Annotated in this window: 21 protein-coding genes; 14 read left to right on the top strand and 7 right to left on the bottom strand. The window is 68.3% G+C overall.

Annotated features, from left to right (window positions below):
• Window positions 1-119: 119 nt before the first annotated feature.
• The 4 genes from qcrB to ctaE are packed head-to-tail and all read right to left on the bottom strand — an operon-like array spanning window position 120 to window position 4,518.
• A complete protein-coding gene (qcrB, locus tag KE274_RS10625; RefSeq protein ID WP_211543579.1) occupies window positions 120-1,934 on the bottom strand; it encodes a cytochrome bc1 complex cytochrome b subunit in 1,815 nt (604 codons plus the stop codon).
• The gene (gene qcrA / locus KE274_RS10630; RefSeq protein WP_136028787.1) at window positions 1,931-3,007 is read right to left on the bottom strand and encodes a cytochrome bc1 complex Rieske iron-sulfur subunit; all 1,077 of its coding nucleotides are present in this window, start codon (window positions 3,005-3,007) and stop codon (window positions 1,931-1,933) included. Before qcrA ends, qcrB begins: the two co-directional genes overlap by 4 nt.
• Before the next feature lie 36 nt (window positions 3,008-3,043).
• Window positions 3,044-3,844, bottom strand: coding sequence for a cytochrome bc1 complex diheme cytochrome c subunit (qcrC, locus tag KE274_RS10635; protein WP_211543581.1), 801 nt, complete (start codon window positions 3,842-3,844; stop codon window positions 3,044-3,046).
• 20 nt (window positions 3,845-3,864) lie between these two features.
• Entirely contained in the window at window positions 3,865-4,518 is a 654-nt protein-coding gene (gene ctaE / locus KE274_RS10640) for an aa3-type cytochrome oxidase subunit III (protein WP_211543583.1), read from the bottom strand.
• Between the two features lie 192 nt (window positions 4,519-4,710).
• Between ctaE and trpD the strand changes: the two genes are divergently transcribed.
• Together trpD and KE274_RS10650 are read left to right on the top strand one after the other, a co-directional pair.
• Entirely contained in the window at window positions 4,711-5,781 is a 1,071-nt protein-coding gene (gene trpD, locus KE274_RS10645) for an anthranilate phosphoribosyltransferase (protein ID WP_211543585.1), read from the top strand.
• 2 nt (window positions 5,782-5,783) lie between these two features.
• Window positions 5,784-6,770: a PHP domain-containing protein gene (locus KE274_RS10650; RefSeq protein ID WP_211543587.1), complete on the top strand. Its 987-nt coding sequence runs from the start codon at window positions 5,784-5,786 to the stop codon at window positions 6,768-6,770.
• 3 nt (window positions 6,771-6,773) lie between these two features.
• On the opposite strand, the gene KE274_RS10655 is transcribed toward KE274_RS10650, so the two are convergent.
• Together KE274_RS10655 and KE274_RS10660 are read right to left on the bottom strand one after the other, a co-directional pair.
• A complete protein-coding gene (locus KE274_RS10655; protein WP_249186299.1) occupies window positions 6,774-7,724 on the bottom strand; it encodes a 5'-3' exonuclease in 951 nt (316 codons plus the stop codon).
• Between the two features lie 32 nt (window positions 7,725-7,756).
• Window positions 7,757-8,536, bottom strand: coding sequence for a hypothetical protein (locus KE274_RS10660; protein ID WP_211543589.1), 780 nt, complete (start codon window positions 8,534-8,536; stop codon window positions 7,757-7,759).
• A gap of 784 nt (window positions 8,537-9,320) precedes the next feature.
• Between KE274_RS10660 and rpsA the strand changes: the two genes are divergently transcribed.
• The 11 genes from rpsA (at window position 9,321) to KE274_RS10715 (ending at window position 21,312) form a co-directional block, all read left to right on the top strand.
• The gene (gene rpsA / locus KE274_RS10665; RefSeq protein WP_149085624.1) at window positions 9,321-10,775 is read left to right on the top strand and encodes a 30S ribosomal protein S1; all 1,455 of its coding nucleotides are present in this window, start codon (window positions 9,321-9,323) and stop codon (window positions 10,773-10,775) included.
• 143 nt (window positions 10,776-10,918) lie between these two features.
• Window positions 10,919-11,761: an ABC transporter ATP-binding protein gene (locus KE274_RS10670; RefSeq protein ID WP_211543591.1), complete on the top strand. Its 843-nt coding sequence runs from the start codon at window positions 10,919-10,921 to the stop codon at window positions 11,759-11,761.
• Window positions 11,758-12,801 carry an aliphatic sulfonate ABC transporter substrate-binding protein gene (locus KE274_RS10675; RefSeq protein ID WP_211543594.1) on the top strand — a complete coding sequence of 348 codons (1,044 nt, stop codon included), beginning with the start codon at window positions 11,758-11,760 and terminating at the stop codon, window positions 12,799-12,801. The genes KE274_RS10670 and KE274_RS10675 overlap by 4 nt, the downstream gene beginning before the upstream one ends.
• Window positions 12,798-13,655, top strand: coding sequence for an ABC transporter permease (locus KE274_RS10680; protein ID WP_211543596.1), 858 nt, complete (start codon window positions 12,798-12,800; stop codon window positions 13,653-13,655). The genes KE274_RS10675 and KE274_RS10680 overlap by 4 nt, the downstream gene beginning before the upstream one ends.
• Entirely contained in the window at window positions 13,646-15,655 is a 2,010-nt protein-coding gene (acs, locus tag KE274_RS10685) for an acetate--CoA ligase (protein WP_211543598.1), read from the top strand. Before KE274_RS10680 ends, acs begins: the two co-directional genes overlap by 10 nt.
• Window positions 15,652-16,956, top strand: coding sequence for an O-acetylhomoserine aminocarboxypropyltransferase/cysteine synthase family protein (locus tag KE274_RS10690; protein WP_211543600.1), 1,305 nt, complete (start codon window positions 15,652-15,654; stop codon window positions 16,954-16,956). Before acs ends, KE274_RS10690 begins: the two co-directional genes overlap by 4 nt.
• A complete protein-coding gene (locus KE274_RS10695; protein WP_211543602.1) occupies window positions 16,953-17,531 on the top strand; it encodes a CoA-binding protein in 579 nt (192 codons plus the stop codon). The genes KE274_RS10690 and KE274_RS10695 overlap by 4 nt, the downstream gene beginning before the upstream one ends.
• 29 nt (window positions 17,532-17,560) lie before the next feature.
• Window positions 17,561-18,160, top strand: coding sequence for a dephospho-CoA kinase (gene coaE / locus KE274_RS10700; protein WP_211543603.1), 600 nt, complete (start codon window positions 17,561-17,563; stop codon window positions 18,158-18,160).
• A 126-nt stretch (window positions 18,161-18,286) separates the two neighbouring features.
• The gene (locus KE274_RS10705) at window positions 18,287-18,826 is read left to right on the top strand and encodes a hypothetical protein (protein ID WP_211545000.1); all 540 of its coding nucleotides are present in this window, start codon (window positions 18,287-18,289) and stop codon (window positions 18,824-18,826) included.
• 39 nt (window positions 18,827-18,865) lie between these two features.
• Window positions 18,866-20,938: an excinuclease ABC subunit UvrB gene (gene uvrB / locus KE274_RS10710; protein ID WP_211543605.1), complete on the top strand. Its 2,073-nt coding sequence runs from the start codon at window positions 18,866-18,868 to the stop codon at window positions 20,936-20,938.
• An 11-nt stretch (window positions 20,939-20,949) separates the two neighbouring features.
• Window positions 20,950-21,312 carry a TfoX/Sxy family protein gene (locus KE274_RS10715; RefSeq protein ID WP_249186300.1) on the top strand — a complete coding sequence of 121 codons (363 nt, stop codon included), beginning with the start codon at window positions 20,950-20,952 and terminating at the stop codon, window positions 21,310-21,312.
• 4 nt (window positions 21,313-21,316) lie between these two features.
• On the opposite strand, the gene KE274_RS10720 is transcribed toward KE274_RS10715, so the two are convergent.
• A complete protein-coding gene (locus tag KE274_RS10720; RefSeq protein WP_211543607.1) occupies window positions 21,317-21,559 on the bottom strand; it encodes a hypothetical protein in 243 nt (80 codons plus the stop codon).
• A gap of 44 nt (window positions 21,560-21,603) precedes the next feature.
• Between KE274_RS10720 and KE274_RS10725 the strand changes: the two genes are divergently transcribed.
• Window positions 21,604-22,068, top strand: coding sequence for a MarR family winged helix-turn-helix transcriptional regulator (locus KE274_RS10725; protein ID WP_307872190.1), 465 nt, complete (start codon window positions 21,604-21,606; stop codon window positions 22,066-22,068).
• Window positions 22,069-22,082 lie beyond the last annotated feature (14 nt).

Raw genomic sequence — 22,082 nt, forward strand, 5'->3', positions numbered from 1 at the left:
GGCGTTCCGCAGGGTCCTGAGCGGATCGGCTCGAGGAGAAGGGGCATGCTGCAAGCCTTTCAGTACATACGCCGAGGGCCCCGTCCACTGGACGGGGCCCTCGGAAGCCGGTGAGACAGTTACTCGCTGTCTTCGGACTTCTTCTTGCGCGGACGCTTCACGGGCTCCGTCGAGATGACGGTGCTGGGCGTGTTGGGCGTTTCGTCGACGTGCGTCTCGTCGACCGTGAGCGGTGCGTCCGGGAAGCCAGCGCGCTCGTGAGCACCCTGGATCTCCGCAGCCTCTGCGGCCTCGTTGTCGGCGGTGACGTGGTGCTGGTGAGCATCCGCGGCGTCGACCTCGGCCTGCGTGAGGGGAGCGAGGCGGTCCTCGAAGAACCAGCGCGACATCGCCGAACGGAGGTTCTCCGTCCACGGGATACGACCCTTGGCGTTCGGACGAACCACGAGCGGCTCGTAACCGTCCACATCGATGAGCTTCCAGCGGTCGTACTTGTCGACGGGCTGGTGCACCTCGATGTACTCGCCGCCGGGGAGGCGGACGATGCGGCCGGACTCGTAGCCGTGCAGCACGATCTCGCGGTCCTTCTTTTGTAGCGCGATGCAGATGCGCTTCGTCACGAAGTAGCCGATGATCGGGCCCAGGAACAGCAGGACCTGGAGCGTGTGGATCACGCCCTCCATCGTGAGCATGAAGTGCGTCGCGATGAGGTCGGAGGAGGCCGCCGCCCACAGCACCGCGTAGAAGATGACGCCGGCAACACCGATCGCCGTACGCGTGGCCGCGTTGCGGGGGCGCTGCGCGATGTGGTGCTCACGCTTGTCACCGGTGACCCATGCCTCGATGAAGGGATAGATCGCGACGATCACGATGAACAGCCCGAGCACCGCGACCGGGGCCAGGATGCCGAACGACCAGGTGTGGTTGAGGAAGACGACGTCCCAGTTCGACGGAGCCAGGCGCAGCGCGCCGTCCGCGAAGCCGATGTACCAGTCGGGCTGGGTGCCAGCGGAGACCGGGGAGGGGTCGTAGGGCCCGTAGTTCCAGATCGGGTTGATCTGGAAGAAGGTCGCGATGAGCACGATCGTGCCGAACACGATGAAGAGGTAGCCGCCCATCTTGGACATGTACACCGGCATCATCGGGTAGCCAACGACGTTGTCGTTCGAGCGGCCGGGGCCCGCGAACTGCGTGTGCTTGTTGATGACCATGAGCATCAGGTGCAGCACGATGAAGGCGATGACCAGCATCGGGAGCAGCAGGATGTGGAGGGTGTACAGCCGGCCGACGATGTCGGTGCCGGGGAACTCGCCGCCGAAGAGGAGGAACGAGGTCCAGGTGCCGATCAGGGGCAGGCCCTTGATCATGCCGTCGATGATGCGCAGACCGTTTCCGGAGAGCAGGTCGTCGGGGAGCGAGTAGCCCGTGAAGCCCTCCGCCATCGCGAGGATGAACAGCAGGAAGCCGATCACCCAGTTCAGCTCGCGCGGCTTGCGGAACGCGCCCGTGAAGAACACACGCAGCATGTGCACGCCGATGCCGGCGATGAACACGAGCGCCGCCCAGTGGTGGATCTGGCGAACCAGGAGGCCGCCGCGCAGGTCGAACGAGATGTGGAGTGTCGACTCGAGTGCCGACGACATCGCGATTCCGCGCATGGGGGCATACGCGCCCGTGTAGTGCGTCTCGACCATGGACGCCTGGAAGAAGAACGTCAGGAAGGTTCCGGAGAGGAACACGACGACGAAGCTCCAGAGCGCGATCTCACCGAGCATGAACGACCAGTGGTCGGGGAAGATCTTGCGACCGAGCTCCTTGACGAAGCCCGAGAGGCTGGTGCGCTCGTCGATGTAGTTCGACGCGGCACCGACGAAGCGGCCGCCGAGAGGCGCCTTGGTGTCCTTCTCGTCCTTGGACAGCGTTGCGGTGCTCAATGGCGCTCCCAGAAGCTCGGGCCGACGGGTTCGGTGAAGTCGCTGCGTGCGATGAGGTAGCCCTCGTCATCCACGGTGATAGGCAGCTGCGGAAGCGGCCGCGCGGCCGGCCCGAAGATGACCTTGGCGTGATCGGTGACGTCGAACTGCGACTGGTGGCACGGGCACAGCAGGTGGTGGGTCTGCTGCTCGTACAGCGCCACCGGGCAGCCGACGTGCGTGCAGACCTTGGAGTAGGCGACGATGCCGTCGTACGACCAGTCCTTGCGGTCCTCGGCCTCGATCAGCTGCTCGGGACGAAGGCGCATCATGAGGACGATGGCCTTGGCCTTCTCCTCCAGGTAGCCCTCATCGTGGCCGAGCTCCGCGAGGTCCTCGGGAATCACGTGGAAGGCAGAACCGAGAGTCACGTCGGCCGCGCGGATCGGGGTGCCGTCGGGGTCGCGCACCAGACGCATGCCCTTGTCCCACATGGTGTGCTTGAGCAGTGCGACGGGGTCGCCCTTGGTCGGGTCGTCCGGCGTGGAATGCGGTGCGAGTCCACGGAACAGGGTGACGCCGGGGATGATCGACGCGACGATCGCAGCGAACAGCGAGTTGCGGATCATCGTGCGCCGGCCGAAGCCGGACTCCTCGTTCGCGTCGGCGAACGCCTTGATGGCGGCCTCACGCGTCGAGTCCTTGCCACGGGTGGGGTGGCGCAGCTCGACGTGCTCCTTGTCGGACATCAGCGCCTTCGACCAGTGGATCGCGCCGATGCCGAGGGCGAGCAGCGCGAGAGCGATACCCAGACCGATGAAGAGGTTGTTCTGCCGGATGTCGATGAGCGCGCCGCTCTCGATCGGGAACAGCATGTAGGCGGCGACCGCCCAGATGCTGCCGGCGAGCGACAGGTAGAACAGCGTGTAGACAGTGCGGACCGCAGCCTTCTCGGCGCGCGGGTCCTTGTCGGTCATGCGCTCGCGGTGCGGCGGCAGGCCGGGGTTCTGCACGGGATCGCTGACTGCGACACCCAGCCCAGGAGAGGGCTGGTAGGCCCTGTCAAGAGCCTGCGAGTCGTCGTCGTGTGCCATGGTGCTCCTCGTACGTTCCTCTTCGATGAATAAGCGTCAGTTGGACTTCGCCGTGATCCACACGGTGATGGCGACCAGAGCGCCGATACCGAAGATCCACACGAACAGGCCCTCGGACACCGGTCCGAGCGACCCCAGCGAGAAGCCACCGATCTGCACCGACTGCTGCTGGAAGAGCAGGGCCGAGATGATGTCGCGCTTGTCCTCGTCGGACAGGTTCATGTCGCCGAAGACCGGCATGTTCTGCGGGCCGGTGACCATAGCGGCGTAGATGTGGAGCGCGCTGGTCTCGGTGATCGCGGGGGCGTACTTGCCCTCGGTCAGAGCGCCGCCGGCGGCAGCCACGTTGTGGCACATGGCGCAGTTGACCCGGAAGAGCTCCGCGCCGTGAGCGACGTCACCCTCGCCGTCCAGGATGCGGTCAGACGGGAACGTCGGGCCGGGGGCCTCGGACTGCACGTAGGCCGCCATCGCGAGGATCTGCTCCTCGGTGAACTGCGGCTCCTTCTGGGGGGCCTGCGGTCCCTGCATCTGCAGCGGCATGCGGCCGGTCGACACCTGGAACTCCACCGCAAGCTCGCCGACGCCGTACAGGCTCGGTCCGTTGGGGGTGCCCTGCAGGTCGAGGCCGTGGCACGTGGCGCAGTTCGCCTGGAACAGCTTCTTGCCGTCTTCCACCGTCAACTGCGTGGAGGCGCTGGGCGCTTCATTCGCAGCGAAGGCGGCGGACGCACCCGCGTACACGGCGCCCGTGATCATCAGTCCAGCTCCGATGAGCGCGGCCGCCGCCAGTGGGCTACGGCGACCGCTCGAACGGCGCTTCTTCTCTCGTGCCATCTCGGGGATCAGCTCCGCTCTTATTTCAGGAAGTAGATAACGACGAACAGCACGATCCAGACGACGTCGACGAAGTGCCAGTAGTAGGACACCACGATCGAGGAGGTCGCCTCCTTGTGCCGGAAGTTCTTGACCGCGTAGGCCCGGCCAATGACGAGGAGGAACGCGACCAGACCGCCCGTCACGTGCAGGGCGTGGAAGCCGGTCGTCAGGTAGAAGGCGGACGCGTAGGAGTCGGCCTGGATGGGCATGCCCTCGGCGACCAGCTGGGCGTACTCCCAGACCTGACCGGAGACGAAGATGGCGCCCAGTGCGAACGTGAGGAAGAACCACTCGACCATGCCCCAGCCGAACAGGCGGCGGCGTCCGGCGCCGTTCTTCTGGCCCTTGGCGATGCGGTAGGGCTGGAGGTCCTCGGCCGCGAACACGCCCATCTGGCACGTGAAGGAGGAGAGCACGAGGATCGCAGTGTTCACGAAGGCGAACGGAACGTTCAGAAGCTCGGTGCGGTCGGCCCAGAGCTCGGGGGAGGTGCTGCGGAGCGTGAAGTAGATCGCGAAGAGTCCCGCGAAGAACATCACCTCGCTGCCGAGCCACACAATGGTGCCGACAGCTACCGGGTTGGGCCGCTTGATCGTTCTCGCCGCCGGGGCATACGTCGCTGAGGTCGTCACCCCTCCATTATGGCCGATCCGCGGACGTGATTCTTGCACTCACGGCCGTCGAATAGCTCGCTGACGACTTAGGGGACCCTAAGAGATCACTGCGAATCGCCGGTGAATCCGCGGGAAACGGGGGTCATCCGAGAAGAGAGCGGGTGCACCGACCGATCTGCACGTTTTCTCGGCGCCGATAGGATCGCACACATGGCTGAATCCCTGACCTGGTCCGACGTGCTCACCACTCTGCTGGAGCGCCGCGATCTGAGCGTTTGGGAGTCGACCTGGGCGATGCGGCAGATCATGTCGGGCTCCGTCACCGAAGCGCAGCTCGCCGGCTTCCTCGTGGCGCTCCGGGCCAAGGGGGAGACGATCGACGAGATCGTCGGCTTCCGAGACGCGATCCTCGAAGCGGCCGTTCCGCTCCCTGTGTCTCCCGACGTACTCGACATCGTCGGCACGGGCGGCGACCGCGTCGGCACGGTCAACGTCTCGACGACCGCAGCGATCATCATCGGCGCGACCGGCATCCCCGTGGTGAAGCACGGTAACCGCGCGGCGAGTTCGGCATCGGGTTCCTCCGATGTGCTCGGCGCTCTCGGCCTCGAGCTCTCGCTCGATCCCGCCGCCGTCGCCGCCATCCTCGACCGCACAGGGATCACGTTCGCCTGGGCGGGCGCCTTCCACCCCGGCTTCAAGCACGCGGGCGCTGTCCGCGCGCAGCTGGGCGTGCCGACGGTGTTCAACATGCTGGGGCCGCTCTGCAACCCCGCGCGAGCCGAGGCGAACGCGGTGGGCGTCGCGCAGATGGAGCGCGTGCCGCTCATCACCGGCGTCTTCCGCACCCGTGGCGCCACGGCCCTCGTCTTCCGCGGAGACGACGGCCTGGACGAGCTCACCACGACCGGCCACAGCCGGATCTGGGAAGTCACCAGGGGCGACATCCACGAGCACGACCTCGATCCGCGCGACCTCGGCATCCCGCTCGCCGACCTCGCCGACTTGATCGGGGGCTCTCCCGAACACAACGCAGAAGTGCTGCGACGCACGCTCGCGGGTGAGACGGGGCCCGTGCGCGACATCGTGCTTCTCAATGCGGCGGCCGGCATCGTCGCGTTCGAACTGTCTCAGGACGCCACGCAGGTGCAGCGGCCGATCCTCGAACGTCTGCGCGACGCCCACGCACGCGCGGCGGCGGCGGTCGATGACGGCAGCGCCCTCGCCAAGCTCGACGCGTGGATCGGTGTGAGCCGCGAGCTGGCCGCCGTTCAGGAGTGACCGTGGAGCCCGTCGACGCCCTCCTCGAGATCGCCTCGCTGCTCGAGCGCGAGCGTGCGTCGAAGTATCGGGCGAAGGCGTTCCGGCAGGCCGCCGCGACGTTCGAGGAACTTCCCGCCGAGGTGCGGAACGATCCCACGCGGCTGCGCGGGGCGCGGGGGATCGGGGAGTCGACCTTCGCGGTCATCCGGCAGGCCCAGGAGGGGCGCATTCCCGACTACCTCGTGGAACTGCGAGGAGAGGTCGAGCCGGAGCGAACGTCGGAACTCCGCGGCAAGCTGCGTGGAGACCTGCACGCGCACACCGACTGGTCGGACGGCACGACCTCGATCGAAGTGATGGCCGCCGCCGCTCGAGCACAGGGTCACGAGTACCAGGCGATCACGGATCACTCCCCGCGACTGCGTGTGGCGCGGGGGCTGTCCGCCGAACGGCTGCGCGAGCAGATGCCGCTCGTGCGGGCGCAGTCCGGCGACGGTTTCACACTGCTCGCGGGCATCGAGGTGGACATCCTCGAAGACGGTGGCCTCGACCAGGAGGACGAGCTCCTTCGGGAACTCGACATCGTTGTCGCTTCCGTGCACTCGAAGCTCCGTATGGACGCCAGAGCGATGACCGCGCGGATGATCGCCGCCGTATCGCACCCGCGCGTCAACGTGCTCGGCCACTGCACCGGGCGCCTCGTACAGGGCGACCGAGGCACACGACCGCCCTCCGCGTTCGACGCGGCGGCAGTGTTCGCGGCGTGCGCCGAAAACGGCGTGGCCGTCGAGATCAACTCGCGTCCGGAACGCCAGGACCCGCCCGACGAGCTCATCGCGATCGCCCTGGAAGCCGGGTGCCTCTTCTCGATCGATTCCGACGCACACGCCCCTGGGCAGCTGAGCCTCCTCGACTACGGTGCCGAAAGGGCTGAGCGCGCGAGAGTTCCCGCGGCGCGCATCGTGACGACCTGGGGCTTGTCCCGGCTTCTCGCCTGGGCGGAGTGACGCTCAGCCCTCGGCTGCCGCGCGCCCGGCCTCGGTGACCGCGGCGATCGCGCGCGTCATCGACCCGCCGAGGTTCCACTTCTCGGCCAGCGCGGTCGCGTGCTCGACCTCGCCGGGGGAGAGCGCGCGAAGTGGAACATCCGGCGCCGAGATCGGAAGGCCTGTCGCCACGGCCACGACGGTGGGAGCCACGTCGAGGTAGGCCTCCGCGGCGAGGATCTTCGCCCGCACCCCAGCGCTCATGCCTTCCCCCGCCTCCGCGGCCTCACGGATTCCAGCCAGGTCGCCGTGCACCTGCAGCAACGTCGCCGCAGTCTTCTCGCCAACCCCGGCGACGCCAGGAAGGCCATCGGACGCATCGCCGCGCATCGTGGCGAAGTCGGCGTACTGAGACGGAAGCACGCCGTACTTCGCGACCACGGTCGCATCGGTGACGACCTCGAGGTTGCTCATGCCCCGTGCCGTATAGACGACGCGGACGTCGGCGGCGTCGTCGACGAGTTGGAACAGATCGCGGTCTCCCGTCACGATGTCGACCGGCATCGAGGCATTCGTCGCCAGCGTGCCGATCACATCATCGGCCTCGTGTTCGGCGACCCCCACGATCGGGATGCCGATGGCGGCGAGGGTCTCGCGGATCAGCGGTATCTGCGCCTCGAGAGGATCCGGTACCTCCTCGACATCGGGGGCGCCGGCAACGACCTCCACCACGCGGTGGGTCTTGTAGCTCGGAATCAGGTCGACGCGCCACTGCGGTCGCCAGTCGTCGTCCCAGCACGCGACCACGTGCGTCGGCTGATACAGGGTGACGAGCTTGGCGACGATATCGAGCAGCCCGCGCGCGGCATTGATCGGCGACCCATCTGGCGCCGTGACCTTGTCGGGCACGCCGTAGAAGGCACGGAAGTACAGGCTGGCGGTGTCGAGCAGCATCAGGCGTTCGGCGCGGGGCATGGCTTCAGGGTAGAGCGTGTACGACGGAGGGGTCAGCAGCCGGGGGCAGTGGGCTGTTCGGCGCAGGTGTGGTGGACGAGGGCGGTGGTGGCCTTGTAGATGCGGATGGTCTGTGTCGGGCCGGGGATGCTGAGTTCGCCGGAGACCGGGAACCAACCGGCGCCTGTGTCGACCTCGGCCGTGTAGTGAACGGTGGTGGCGGCGGAGTACGTGCCGCGGGAGCGATAGGTGTGGCTGGTAGCGGTGGGGGTGAGCTGAGGTTGACCGAGTGCAGCCCACGGGAGCCCGGGGGTCGACGTCGTGGCCGTGGCGCCGTCGCCGTAGGCGAAGTCGTAGCGGATGGGGGTGAACCGGACGGTGACGGGGCGGCCGAGAAGGGTACCGGCGCGGGTGAGGGCAGTCGTCGGCGTGAGGAAGTTGGTGGGGAGGCCGGCGACACCGATGTTGGAAGGCTCGGCGCTCGTGGCGGGAGGATCCGGAGCGAACTGAGCGACATCGCTGATCGTGATGGCGGGAGGAGTGGTGGCGGGGGTCGGGGTCTTCGGTGCCGTGGCGCGGCAGCGTTCGTCGGCGATGCCGGAGCAGACATCGATCGTGCGGTTCTGATCCGGGCGGAGGTATCGGCGTGGAGCGTCCGTGCGACGGGTACCGGTGTCGCGTGGTGCGGGATGAGTCTGAGACGCGGTGATGCTGACAGTGTTGTCAACCGTCGCTGACCAGCCACTGTCGAAGCCGCCATCACGGGGTGGAGCGTCTGAGGTGGCCAGCGGTGCGAGCAGGGCGAGCGCCGCGATTAGCAGAGGCGCGGACATCAGCGTTCGCACGTGTCAGCGACGGAAGTCGTTATTGATGAGATTGCGAGTCCGGTCTGTGTGGACGCGGGCACAAAGAGAACCTGAACAGGTTGGCGCGGCGGACGATCCACAGGAACCGCTGATGTGCCGTCCGGATTAGTCAGAGAGACGGCAGAGACATCTAGGCAAACGCGCGCGGTGACTGTGTCCCCCTCCGAGCTCACGGGCTGGAACGAATCGAACTTCGATTCGCCACTACGCGTGATTCCGGCTGCGTAGTAGCCGCTGTAGTTCTTTCGCGCCGTGGACTCTGCGCTGTCCGCCAACCAATAAAAAACGCCATCGAACGTGTGCGTGTCAGTCAGATCTGTCGCGTTGGTGGCATCTGTGTACTGCTCGAAAGTGGCCTCGGCCGCAGCGAAGGCCTCCTTCTTCGAGGGGAAGAGCGGGGTGGCCGTCGGTGTCGGAGTGGGGTCAGCGGTGGACGTGCAGGCGGTGAGTGAGAGGAGCACGGCAAGGAGTGTGCCGGTGGCGATGACACGAAGCTGCGGAACTGATGGCGGGATCACCCGGTCACGGTACGGGGAATGCGGCATCGGGGGTCGTGGTTATCCACAGGAGAAGAGGGTAAGGACCGCTCGCGGGCGGCTCCCTTCTTCTGATAGCCTGAATCGTCACTCGTGGCGTGCACACGCATGCCCAGGTGTCAACAATCACAATCCAACCGCTGTGAGGCATGCAATCGACCGTGCGCGGTCACGCTTCCAGCCCGAGTATCCATTCAACAAGGACAACCCACTACATGACTACCGCAACGACCGCCCCGGCCACCAAGCAGGTCGCCATCAACGACATCGGATCTGCTGAGGACTTCCTGGCCGCGGTCGAGAAGACCCTGAAGTTCTTCAACGACGGCGACATCATCGAGGGCACGATCGTCAAGATCGACCGCGATGAGGTCCTCCTCGATGTCGGCTACAAGACCGAGGGTGTCATCCCCTCGCGCGAGCTCTCGATCAAGCACGACGTGGACCCCAACGAGGTCGTCGCCGTCGGTGACCAGGTCGAGGCCCTCGTTCTCCAGAAGGAGGACAAGGAAGGCCGCCTGATCCTCTCCAAGAAGCGCGCGCAGTACGAGCGTGCCTGGGGAGACGTCGAGAAGATCAAGGAGAACGACGGCGTCGTCACCGGTACGGTCATCGAGGTCGTCAAGGGTGGACTCATCGTCGACATCGGCCTCCGCGGCTTCCTCCCGGCGTCGCTCATCGAGCTGCGTCGCGTCCGCGACCTCACGCCGTACCTCGGCCAGGAGATCGAGGCGAAGATCCTCGAGCTCGACAAGAACCGCAACAACGTCGTCCTGAGCCGCCGCGCGCTGCTCGAGCAGACGCAGTCGGAGTCGCGCACCACGTTCCTCAACAACCTGCACAAGGGCCAGGTCCGCAAGGGCGTCGTGTCCTCGATCGTCAACTTCGGTGCGTTCGTCGACCTGGGTGGCGTGGACGGCCTCGTGCACGTCTCCGAGCTGTCCTGGAAGCACATCGAGCACGCCTCCGAGGTCGTCGAGGTGGGCCAGGAGGTCACCGTCGAGATCCTCGAGGTCGACCTCGACCGCGAGCGGGTCTCCCTGTCGCTGAAGGCGACGCAGGAGGACCCGTGGCAGGTCTTCGCCCGCACGCACGCGATCGGGCAGGTCACGCCGGGCAAGGTCACGAAGCTCGTCCCGTTCGGTGCGTTCGTGCGCGTCGCAGACGGCATCGAGGGCCTCGTCCACATCTCCGAGCTCTCCAGCAAGCACGTCGAGCTGGCCGAGCAGGTCGTGTCGGTCGGCGAAGAGGTCTTCGTCAAGGTCATCGACATCGACCTCGAGCGTCGCCGCATCTCGCTGTCGCTCAAGCAGGCCAACGAGTCGGTCGACCCCAACGGCACCGAGTTCGACCCGGCGCTGTACGGCATGCTCGCCGAGTACGACGAGAACGGCGAGTACAAGTACCCGGAGGGCTTCGACGCCGAGACGGGTCAGTGGAAGGAAGGCTTCGACGCCCAGCGCGAGGCATGGGAGCAGGAGTACGCTGCAGCCCAGGCTCGCTGGGAGGCGCACAAGGCTCAGGTCGCCAAGGCGGCCGAGGCCGAGGCTGCGGCCGGCGACGACTTCGGCGGCCAGTCCTTCTCGAGCGAGTCGGCCGGCGCCGGCACGCTCGCTGACGACGAGGCTCTCGCCGCTCTGCGCGAGAAGCTCTCGGGCGGCAACTCCTAAGCACCACTCCGAAAGGGCCGTCACCCCGCCTCTCGGCGGGCGTGGCGGCCCTTTTCGCGTACCCCGTCCGATGCCCATCGGCTGCGTGACGGAACATTACGACCGCATTCGTAACAAAAGAGCCGCTCCGACAGCATGGGCGTATGACCGCCCTGCTGCCTGCGTCGCGCACGCCCGACGCCCCGACCTCCGCAGGGACCGCGCAGGCCGTACGCCTCGATGGGATCGAGCGCTCCTTCCCCATCGCCCGAGGAACGCGCTCCGTGCTGCGGCGCATCGACCTCGACATCCGCGCGGGCGAGATCATCGCGGTCGTCGGCCCCTCCGGCTGCGGAAAGTCCACGCTGCTCCGACTCGTGGGCGGACTCGACGCACCGAGCCGCGGCGCCATCCGCATCGGCGGCACCCCGGTGGCCGACGTGGACGAGCGCACGGCGGTCGCGTTCCAGGAACCCCGGCTGCTACCCTGGCGCACGATCGCACAGAACGTCGAGCTCGGACTCCCTCGGGCGACCGGCCGCCGTGCCGGGCGCGACCGCGTGAGGGAACTCCTGCACCTGGTGGGGCTCGAGCACGCCGCCGACCAGCGGCCGCGTGAGGTCTCCGGAGGCATGGCGCAGCGGGCGTCCCTCGCCAGAGCCCTCGCCCGCAACCCCTCCGTGCTGCTGCTCGACGAACCCTTCGGCGCCCTCGACGCGCTCACGCGGCTCCGCATGCACGATCTGCTGCTCAAGATCCACGCCGCCGAACCGACCACGGTGCTCCTCGTCACGCACGACGTGGAGGAGGCCCTGTATCTGGCCGACCGCGTGCTCCTGCTCCGCACGCTCAGCGACGACGACCAGCCCTCCGTCGCGCGCGTGATCGACGTGCCCGGAGCCCGACCCCGAGACCGCGCCGACCGCGGTCTCGCCGACCTGCGCGCCGAGCTCCTCGAGGGGCTCGGCGTCGACACCCATCACCGCACCACCGAGGAGACCCGATGAGCACCATCACCCGCCGAATCATCCCCGCGATCGCCGTCGCCGGGACGATGATGCTCGTCGCGACCGGCTGTGTCGCCGGCGAGAACGCCACCGCCGCCGACGACAAGACCACACCCGCCGCGGATGCGGAATGGTCGTCGGACACGCTCTCGATCGACTTCGCGACCTACAACCCGCTCAGCCTCGTCGTGCGCGATCAGGGCATCCTCGAGGACATCCTCGGCGACGACGTCACCGTCGAGTGGGTGCAGTCAGCCGGTTCCAACAAGGCCAACGAACTGCTGCGCTCCGGCTCGGTCGACGTCGGCTCGACCGCCGGCTCCGCCGCCCTGCTCGCGCGCGCCAACGGCTCGCCCATCCAGGTGATCGACATCTTCTCGCAGCCGGAGTGGTCGGCGATCGTGGTCGGTCCTGACAGCGACATCACCTCGGTCGCAGACCTGAAGGGTGCCTCGATCGCCGCCACGAAGGGCACCGACCCGTACTTCTTCCTCCTGCAGGCACTCGAAGAGGCCGGGCTTTCTCTCGCCGACGTGGAGGTGCAGAACCTGCAGCACGCGGACGGCCGCGCCGCGCTCGATGGCGGCTCCGTCGACGCCTGGGCCGGCCTCGACCCGATCATGGCCGCTGCCGAGGTCGAGTCGGGCGACACGCTCGTCTACCGCAACGTCGACTTCAACACGTACGGCTTCCTCAACGCCACGGAGGACTTCCTCACCAACCACGCCGACCTCGCCCAGGCCGTGGTCGACGCGTACGAGCAGGCGCGCGAGTGGGCGCTGGAGAACCCCGAGGAGACCGCCGCCCTCCTCGCAGAGGTCGCGGGCATCGACGAGGCCGTCGCCACCACCGTGATCCAGGAGCGCTCCAACCTCGACGTGAGCGGCATCCCCGGCGAGGACCAGCTCGCGGTGCTCGAGAAGATCGCACCCGTGCTCGTGGAGTCGGGCGACGTGCAGGGCGGACAGGCGTCCGTGGACGCGGCGCTGTCGTCGATCGTGAACGACACGTTCGCGAAGAAGGCGGTCGGCGGCGAGTGAGCGATCTCGACCAGCGCGTGATCGTCCCCGCGGATTCGCGGGACGCGCTCGACGTCGCGAAGGGGGAGTACCGGCCTCCGTCGGGAGCGAGGCGCGGATGGAACCACCCGGCCGTGCGCATCGTCGCGGGGCTCCTCCTGCCGCTGCTGATCCTCGGGGCATGGCAGTACGTGACGACGAGCGGGCTGGTGCCGCCCTATCGGCTGCCCGCCCCCGCCTCCGTCGTCACGGCGGGTGTCGAACTCGCCCAGCGCGGCGAGCTGTGGACGCACGTCGCGATCTCCGTGCAGCGCGTGCTGCTCGGGTTCGCGATCGGCTCGGTGATCGGGCTGGCGGTCGCGGGGATCGTGGGGCTCTCCCGGCTCGGTGACGTCCTGCTGAGCCCCACCCTGGCCGCGCTGCGGGCCGTGCCGTCGCTCGCGTGGGTCCCCCTGCTGATCCTGTGGATGCAGATCGGCGAGGAGTCCAAGGTCACGCTGATCGCGATCGGTGCGTTCTTCCCCGTGTACACCACCGTCGCCTCGGCCCTGCGCCACGTCGACCCGCAGCTGGTCGAGGCCGGGCGCTCGTTCAGCCTGCGCGGATGGTCGCTGTTCCGCGTGGTGCAGCTGCCCGCCGTGATCCCCTCGGTCGTGTCCGGTCTGCGGCTCGCGCTCGCCCAGGCGTGGCTGTTCCTCGTGGCCGCCGAGCTGATCGCCTCGTCGATGGGCCTCGGGTTCCTGCTGACCGATTCGCAGAACAGCGGGCGCGTCGACAGGATCCTGCTGTCGATCGTGCTGCTGGCGCTGCTCGGCACCCTCACCAACGGCGCCCTCGCCCTCGTCGAGAAGTACCTGCTGCGGCGATGGACGTGACCGCGACCGAGGCCCGGCTGCACGAGGAGCGCGTCTACCCGCCGTCCCCCCGGTTCCCCGACGCCAACGTGACCGCCGAGGCGTACGCGCGCGCGGCCGCCGACCCCATCGCGTTCTGGGAGGAGGCTGCCCGGAGACTGGAGTGGTCCGAGCCGTGGCACACCGCGCACGAGTGGGAGCCGCCCGTCGACGGTCACGTCCCCGCCGCCCGATGGTTCGTCGGGGGTCGGCTCAACGTCGCGGTGAACTGCCTCGACCGTCACGTCGCCGCAGGTCGTGGCGACCGCGTGGCGCTGCACTTCGAGGGGGAGCCGGGTGACCGCGAGTCCGTGACGTACGCCGAGCTGCTGCAGCGGGTGTCCCGCGCCGCGAATGCCCTCACGGGGCTCGGCATCGGTCCCGGCGACCGCGTGGTGGTCTACCTGCCCGTGCTCGTGGAGACCGTCGTGATCGCGCTGGCGTGCGCGCGCATCGGCGCGGTGCACTCGCTCGTCTTCGGCGGCTTCTCCGCCGAGGCCGTGCGCTTCCGGCTGGAGGACACCGGCGCGAAGCTCCTCGTGACGAGCGACGGACAGTTCCGCCGCGGTGCCGCGACCGAGGTCAAGTCCACCGCCGACCGGGCAGCCGCCGGGATCGAGACACTGGAGCACGTCCTCGTGCTGCGCCGCACCGGCCAGGACGTGCCGTGGACCGAGGGGCGCGACGTGTGGTGGCACGACGCGGTCGACACGGCCTCGCCGGTCCACGTCGCCGAGGCGTTCGACGCGGAGCATCCGCTGTTCCTCATCTACACCTCCGGCACGACCGGGAAGCCCAAGGGGCTCGTCCACACCTCCGGCGGCTATCTGACCCACGCGAGCTGGGCGCACTGGGCCCACTTCGACGCCAAGCCCGACGACGTGCACTGGTGCACGGCCGATCTCGCCTGGGTCACCGCGCACACCTACGAGATCTACGGGCCGCTGTCCAACGGGCTGACCCAGGTGATCTACGAGGGCACACCCGACGCGCCGCATCGTGAGCGGCACCTCGAGATCATCGAGCGCTACGGGGTGACGGTGTACTACACCGCGCCGACGCTGATCCGGACGTTCATGACGTGGTTCGGCGCGGAGCTTCCCCCTGGACACGACCTGTCCACGCTGCGGCTGCTCGGCACGGTCGGCGAGGCGATCAACCCCGAGGCATGGGTGTGGTTCCGCCGCAACTTCGGGCGCGACGAGCTGCCGGTGATCGACACCTGGTGGCAGTCGGAGACGGGTGCCGCGATGATCGCGCCACTGCCGGGAGTGACGGCACTCAAGCCGGGCTCCGCGTCCGTCCCCCTGCCGGGCATCGACGTGGCCGTGGTGGACGAGCATGGTGACGAGGTGGCGCCCGGGCGCTCCGGCACGTTGGTCGTCCGGCGTCCGTGGCCCGGTATGGCGCGCACGGTGTGGGGGAACCCGCAGCGCTATCGCGATGCCTACTGGGCAACGTATGCAGGCGCCGGCGAGCACGGCGGCTACTACGTGGCGGGGGACGGGGCGACGCGCGACGCGGACGGCTACATCTGGATCCTCGGGCGCCTCGACGATGTCGTGAACGTCTCGGGTCACCGCCTCTCCACCATCGAGATCGAATCGGCCCTGGTGGCCCACGACACGGTCGGCGAGGCCGGCTCCGCTGGCGTGTCCGACGCCGTGACCGGGCAGGCCGTCGTGGCGTTCGTGACGCCCTCCGGCCGCGCCGAGGTCGAGCCGTCCGCGCTGCGCGAGCAGGTTGCGCGCGCGATCGGACCGGTCGCGAAACCCAAGCACGTGGTTGTCGTGCCGGACCTGCCGAAGACCCGCTCCGGCAAGATCATGCGACGACTGCTGGCAGAGTTGTGGGAGGCCGAGCACGACCGCCGGGCAGGCCGCACGCCGCGACCTCTCGGGGACACCACGTCGCTACAGAACCCGTGGGCCGTCGACGACATCGCCGACGTGCTCTCCGCCGCCGAACTGAGGACATCATGACGGAAGAACATCGCTTCGGGTTCCGCACCAGGGCCCTGCACGCCGGCGGCACGCCGGACGCCGCGACGGGTGCCAGGGCCGTGCCGATCTACCAGACCACGTCGTTCGTGTTCGAGGACGCCGCGGATGCCGGCAACCTCTTCGCGCTGCAGAAGTACGGCAACATCTACTCGCGCATCGGCAACCCGACGGTCGCGGCGCTGGAGGAACGGCTGGCCTCGCTCGAGGGCGGTATCGGCGCGGTCGCCACCGCCTCGGGCATGAGCGCGGAGTTCCTCACGTTCGCGGCGCTCGTCGGCGCCGGGGACCACGTCGTCGCCGCGGCTCAGCTGTACGGCGGCACGGTGACCCAGCTCGACGTGACGCTGCGCCGCTTCGGCGTCGAGACCACGTTCGTCGCCTCGACCGACCCGGCCGACTATGCGGCGGCGATCCGCCCGGAGACGAAGGTCGTGTACGTCGAGATGATCGGCAACCCCTCCGGCGAGATCGCCGACATCGAGGGTCTCGCCGCGGTCGCGCACGAGGCGGGCGTGCCGCTCGTCGTGGATGCGACCCTCGCCACGCCCTACCTCGCCCGTCCGCTCGAGCACGGGGCCGACATCGTGATCCACTCGGTCACCAAGTTCCTCGGCGGGCACGGCACCACCCTCGGCGGGGTCGTGATCGAGAAGGGCACGTTCGACTGGGGCAACGGGAAGTTCCCGCAGATGACGGAGCCCGTCGCGTCGTACGGCGGCATCAAGTGGTGGGACAACTTCGGCGAGTACGGCTTCCTCACCAAGCTGCGCTCCGAGCAACTGCGCGACATCGGTCCGGCGCTGAGCCCCCAGTCGGCGTTCACACTGCTGCAGGGAATCGAGACGCTGCCGCAGCGCATCGACGCGCACCTCGCGAATGCCCGGATCGTGGCGGACTGGTTGGCGTCCGACCCGCGGGTCGCGTACGTCACCTGGGCAGGGCTCGAGGATCACCCGCACCACGAGCGCGCCGCGAAGTACCTGCCGCTCGGCCCCGGGTCGGTGTTCGCTTTCGGGGTGGCTGCGGAGGACGGACGCGCGGCAGGGGAGAAGTTGATCGAGAACCTGCAGCTCGCCTCGCATCTCGCGAACATCGGCGACGCCCGGACCCTGGTGATCCACCCGGCGTCCACGACGCACCGTCAGCTCACGGAGGAGCAGCTCGTCGGAGCGGGGGTGCGTCCCGACCTGATCCGCATCTCGGTGGGATTGGAAGATGCGGACGACATCCTGTGGGACCTGGATCAGGCCCTGACCATCGCGACGGGAGCGACCCGATGAGCACCGAGACCGCGACCGGCGAGGCCTGTGCCCTCCCGTCTCCGACCGATGGCGCCGCGTGCGCGCTGCCCGGAGCGGCGCCCGCGCCCGGTCGGACGTGGATCGGGCCGTCGCAGCAGGAGCGGTTCGCGCTGCTCCGGCGGGCGACGTCGATCGCGATCGTCGGCGCGTCGAACAACCCGGCACGCGCGTCGTTCTTCGTCGCGACCTACCTGCTGTCCAGCACGGCGTACGACGTGTACCTCGTGAACCCTCGAGAGAGCGAGATCCTCGGGCAGCCGGTGTACGCGTCCCTCGCGGATCTCCCCGTGCGCCCCGACATCGTCGACGTGTTCCGTCGGCACGACGATCTGCCGGGTGTCGCGCAGGAGGCGGTCGAGGCGGGCGCCTCGACCCTGTGGCTCCAACTCGGCTCGTGGAACGAGGAGGCCGCCGCGCTCGCGGAGTCCTCCGGGCTCGCGGTGGTGATGGACCGATGCATCAAGATCGAGCACGCCCGGTTCCACGGCGGACTGCACCTGGCCGGGTTCGACACGGGCGTGATCAGCTCGCGGCGGCAGCTTCTCGCGCGCTGAGGCCGTCGGCCGGAACCTAGACTGGCCGCATGCCCCTCATCGCCCTCACCGGTGGCATCGCCTCCGGGAAGTCGACCATCGCCCGTCGTCTCGAGGAGCACGGCGCGGTCATCGTGGATGCGGACGCGATCGTGCGCGACGTGCAGGCTCCTGGCTCGCCCGTGCTCGACCTCATCGCCGAGACGTTCGGGTCCGAGGTGATCGCGCAGGACGGCTCCCTGGATCGCCCGGCCCTCGGATCGCGGGTGTTCGGTGACCCCGCGCAGCTGGCTCGGCTCAACGCGATCGTGCACCCTGCGGTGCGGGAGGAGTCGCAGCGCCGCTTCACCGCCGCGTTCGCTGACGATCCGGACGCGGTGGTGGTCTATGACGTGCCGCTGCTCGTGGAGGCGCGGGTGGATGACCCGTGGGATCTCATCGTGGTGGCGCACGCCCCGGCGGCTGAGCGGCTGCGTCGGCTGATCGAGCTGCGGGGCATGGACGAGACGGCGGCGCGCGAGCGCATCGGTGCGCAGGTGTCGGATGACAAGCGCCTCGCGATCGCCGACGTGGTGATCGACACCGGCGGGACGCTGGAGCACACGGTGGCGCAGACCGATGCGCTGTGGGAGCGCCTCCGCACCGGCTGACCGACCGGACGTTCAGCTTTTCCCCAGGTGCCCGGAAGTGCGTTGATATTCTGGAATTGCGTGGGGACGCACCAGGGGATGGTCTGCTGGGGGAGAGCTTTTTCCGCGCGCTGGGGAGTGGAAAAAGTGACTCAGTCGAGCCACGGCATCTCGCGTCGGACTCTGATCAAGGGGGCGGCCTGGTCCGCGCCCGTCATCGCCGTGGCGGTCGCCGCGCCGCTCGCGGCGGCCAGCGGGAACATCGTGCCGAACAGCGAGGCCAACTACTACTGGGACGCAGAGGCGCAGGGCGCGTTCACCAGCCTCGTCGCGGCGAGCGGCGAGCTCCGCGCCACGTTCAGCACGCAGATCAGCTACCGCGCGAACCCGTGGATGAGCCCGCCGGCCGGCGGGTCCCTCGTGGTCGTCGTGACGTTCTCCTCACCCGTGACGCTCGACCCCGCGTCGTCCTTCGGCGCGTGGGTGCCGCAGCCCACGGGGGGCTCGACGGCGACGAGCTTCACCTTCACCAGGACGCCGTCGAGCTTCGGGGACGCGCTGAGCTTCAACGTGATCGGCTCCCAGGCCGGCGAGCTGCGATCGACAGCGACCATGACGCTCCTCAACGGCGGCAGCGCGACCGCGACGACCGAGCCCTCGGCGCAGACGACGGTCCTCGTCGCCTGACACGGCCCCGATGTCGGAGGGGCGGCCTACGCTGGAAGCATGCAGCCCACGCGCAGTGTCCGTCCTTTCGAGGTCATCAGCGAGTACGCGCCCGCCGGTGACCAGCCGCAGGCCATCGCCGAGCTCGCCTCGCGCATCAACGCGGGCGAGACAGACATCGTGCTGCTGGGTGCGACGGGTACGGGCAAGTCCGCGACCACGGCGTGGCTCATCGAGCAGGTGCAGCGACCAACGCTCGTGCTCGCGCACAACAAGACGCTCGCCGCGCAGCTGGCCAACGAGTTCCGCGAACTGATGCCGAACAACGCGGTGGAGTACTTCGTCTCGTACTACGACTACTACCAGCCAGAGGCCTACGTGCCGCAGACGGACACCTTCATCGAGAAGGACTCGTCGATCAACGCGGAGGTCGAGCGGCTCCGTCACTCCACGACCAACTCGCTCCTGAGCCGACGCGACGTCGTCGTGGTGTCCACGGTGTCGTGCATCTACGGCCTCGGTGCGCCCGAGGAGTACCTGCGGGCGATGGTGGCCCTGCAGGTGGGGGAGCGGTACGACCGCGATGCCCTCATCCGGCAGTTCATCGCGATGCAGTACAACCGCAACGACGTGGACTTCTCCCGCGGCAACTTCCGGGTGCGCGGCGACACGATCGAGATCATCCCGGTCTACGAGGAGCACGCGATCCGCATCGAACTGTTCGGCGACGAGATCGAAGCGCTGTACTCGCTGCACCCCCTCACCGGTGAGGTGATCGAGAAGCTCGACGCCGTGCCGATCTTCCCCGCCTCGCACTATGTCGCGGGCACCGACGTGATCCAGCGTTCCATCGGCACGATCGAGCACGAGCTGGAGGAGCGGCTGAAGGAGTTCGAGCGCCAGGGCAAGCTGCTCGAGGCGCAGCGGCTGCGCATGCGGACGACCTTCGACCTGGAGATGCTGCAGCAGCTCGGCTTCTGCTCGGGGATCGAGAACTACTCGCGCCACATGGACGGCCGCATGCCCGGTGAGCCGCCCCACACGCTGCTCGACTTCTTCCCCGACGACTTCCTCCTGGTGATCGACGAGTCGCACGTCACGGTGCCGCAGATCGGGGCGATGTACGAGGGCGACGCGTCGCGCAAGCGCACGCTGGTCGACCACGGCTTCCGCCTTCCGAGCGCGATGGACAACCGCCCGCTGCGGTGGGACGAATTCAAGAACCGCATCGGCCAGACGGTGTACCTCTCGGCCACACCCGGCAAGTACGAGATGGGTATCGCCGACGGGGTGGTGGAGCAGATCATCCGTCCGACGGGTCTGGTCGACCCCGAGATCATCGTGAAGCCGTCGAAGGGACAGATCGACGACCTGCTCGAGGAGATCCGCCTGCGTGTCGAGCGTGACGAGCGCGTGCTCGTGACCACCCTGACGAAGAAGATGGCGGAGGAACTGACCGACTTCCTCGGGGAGCACGGCGTTCGCGTGCGTTACCTGCACTCCGACGTGGACACGTTGCGCCGCGTGGAGCTGCTCAGCGAGCTGCGCGCGGGCGTGTACGACGTCCTGGTCGGCATCAACCTGCTGCGCGAGGGCCTCGACCTGCCTGAGGTGTCGCTGGTCGCGATCCTCGACGCCGACAAGGAGGGCTTCCTGCGGTCCGGGACCTCGCTCATCCAGACCATCGGGCGTGCCGCGCGAAACGTCTCGGGCGAGGTGCACATGTACGCCGACAACATGACCGATTCCATGGCGAAGGCCATCGAGGAGACGGATCGGCGTCGTGAGAAGCAGATCGCGTACAACAAGGAGAACGGCATCGATCCGCAGCCGCTGCGCAAGCGGATCGCCGACATCACCGAGGTCCTGGCGCGCGAGGGCGCAGACACCGCGGACATGATGTCGGGCCGTGGACGCGCGTCGGGCAAGGGCAAGTCGCCCACACCCAACCTGCGACGCACGGGCATCGCTGCCGAGGGAGCGCAGCAGCTCGAGGCCACCATCCAAGACCTGACCGACCAGATGCTCGCTGCGGCCGCAGAACTCAAGTTCGAGCTCGCGGGTCGGCTGCGTGACGAGGTGCAGGACCTCAAGAAGGAGCTTCGCTCGATGGAGCGGGCCGGGCACGCCTGAGCGGAGTCAGCATGGACGATGCAGGAAACGACCTGGCGGATCGGATCCGTGCGCTGCTGAGCGCAGACGATGCGATCGAGGAGCGTCGGATGTTCGGAACCAAGGCGTTCCTGGACGCGGGGCGCATCCTGGTCGGAGCGCGCAAGGGTGGAGTGCTGCTGGTCCGTGTCGATGACGAGAACGGGGCGGCCATGCTCACGCAGCCCGGGGTCTTCCGTGCCGTGATGGGGTCACGCACCATGAGCTCGGGATGGCTCGACGTGGCGCCGTCGGCCGTCGCGGACGACGCCGCGCTGATGCTCTGGCTCGATGTCGCCCGTGAGTCGGTGGGTGCAGCGGTGGAGGTGTCGCCCGACGAGTCCGAGGCGTCGTGACGCCCTAGGGGCAGTGCACGAGGGTCTTCGGACCGGTGCGATCGATCTCGTGCTGCGTCATCGGGGCACCGCACAGCGGGCACGCGCGCTCGGCGCGTTCGGCAGCACTCGGCGGTGGCGTCTTCTCGTATGGTCCCACCGAGGCGGGGCCGGCGAGACGGACCAGGTTGGTGTTGACCCAGGCGTAGAGGCCGCCCGCCTCGCGGATGCGGGTGCGTAGCGTGGGCCGGTGGGAGTCGTTCGACATGATCATTAGTGTACTAACTATTCGTGCAGATGTATAGTCGTCTCGTGACCGCCTCCGACGACCTTCTCCGCCTCGAGAACCAGCTGTGCTTCGCGATCGTCACGGCTGCCCGCAACATCGTGGCGATCTACCGCCCGATTCTCGAGCCGCTCGGACTCACACACCCGCAATACCTGGTGATGCTCGCGCTGTGGGAGCGGGCTCCGCGCACGCTGAACGACCTCGCCGCCGACCTGGCGCTCGAACCTGCGACCGCATCGCCCCTCGTCAAGCGTCTGGAGGCCGACGGTCTCGTGGCCCGGCAGCGCAGCACTGAGGATGAGCGCCGGCTCGAGATCACGCTCACGGATGCCGGAGTCGCGCTCCGAGCCCGCGCGGTCGACGTGCCTGTCCAGGTCATGAACGCGGTCGGCATGAGCGTTCAGGAGGTCGGAGCACTTCGGGAGGGACTCGGCGCGTTCGCTGGGCGCCGTCTCGAGGTGGGGTCGCTCACACCGCCGGCCGCCTGACCTCGTTAGACGGC

The sequence above is a fragment of the Microbacterium paraoxydans genome (assembly GCF_018224615.1).
GTDB classification, from domain to species: Bacteria; Actinomycetota; Actinomycetes; order Actinomycetales; family Microbacteriaceae; genus Microbacterium; species Microbacterium paraoxydans_B.

Excerpts from the sequence above, each read along its gene's own strand:
- qcrA (WP_136028787.1), bottom strand. The coding sequence starts at position 3,007 with ATGGCACACGACGACGACTCGCAGGCTCTTGACAGGGCCTACCAGCCC.
- qcrC (WP_211543581.1), bottom strand. The coding sequence starts at position 3,844 with ATGGCACGAGAGAAGAAGCGCCGTTCGAGCGGTCGCCGTAGCCCACTG.
- trpD (WP_211543585.1), top strand. The coding sequence starts at position 4,711 with ATGGCTGAATCCCTGACCTGGTCCGACGTGCTCACCACTCTGCTGGAG.
- KE274_RS10655 (WP_249186299.1), bottom strand. The coding sequence starts at position 7,724 with ATGCCCCGCGCCGAACGCCTGATGCTGCTCGACACCGCCAGCCTGTAC.
- KE274_RS10660 (WP_211543589.1), bottom strand. The coding sequence starts at position 8,536 with ATGTCCGCGCCTCTGCTAATCGCGGCGCTCGCCCTGCTCGCACCGCTG.
- rpsA (WP_149085624.1), top strand. The coding sequence starts at position 9,321 with ATGACTACCGCAACGACCGCCCCGGCCACCAAGCAGGTCGCCATCAAC.
- KE274_RS10670 (WP_211543591.1), top strand. The coding sequence starts at position 10,919 with ATGACCGCCCTGCTGCCTGCGTCGCGCACGCCCGACGCCCCGACCTCC.
- KE274_RS10675 (WP_211543594.1), top strand. The coding sequence starts at position 11,758 with ATGAGCACCATCACCCGCCGAATCATCCCCGCGATCGCCGTCGCCGGG.
- acs (WP_211543598.1), top strand. The coding sequence starts at position 13,646 with ATGGACGTGACCGCGACCGAGGCCCGGCTGCACGAGGAGCGCGTCTAC.
- KE274_RS10690 (WP_211543600.1), top strand. The coding sequence starts at position 15,652 with ATGACGGAAGAACATCGCTTCGGGTTCCGCACCAGGGCCCTGCACGCC.
- KE274_RS10695 (WP_211543602.1), top strand. The coding sequence starts at position 16,953 with ATGAGCACCGAGACCGCGACCGGCGAGGCCTGTGCCCTCCCGTCTCCG.
- coaE (WP_211543603.1), top strand. The coding sequence starts at position 17,561 with ATGCCCCTCATCGCCCTCACCGGTGGCATCGCCTCCGGGAAGTCGACC.
- uvrB (WP_211543605.1), top strand. The coding sequence starts at position 18,866 with ATGCAGCCCACGCGCAGTGTCCGTCCTTTCGAGGTCATCAGCGAGTAC.
- KE274_RS10715 (WP_249186300.1), top strand. The coding sequence starts at position 20,950 with ATGGACGATGCAGGAAACGACCTGGCGGATCGGATCCGTGCGCTGCTG.
- KE274_RS10720 (WP_211543607.1), bottom strand. The coding sequence starts at position 21,559 with ATGTCGAACGACTCCCACCGGCCCACGCTACGCACCCGCATCCGCGAG.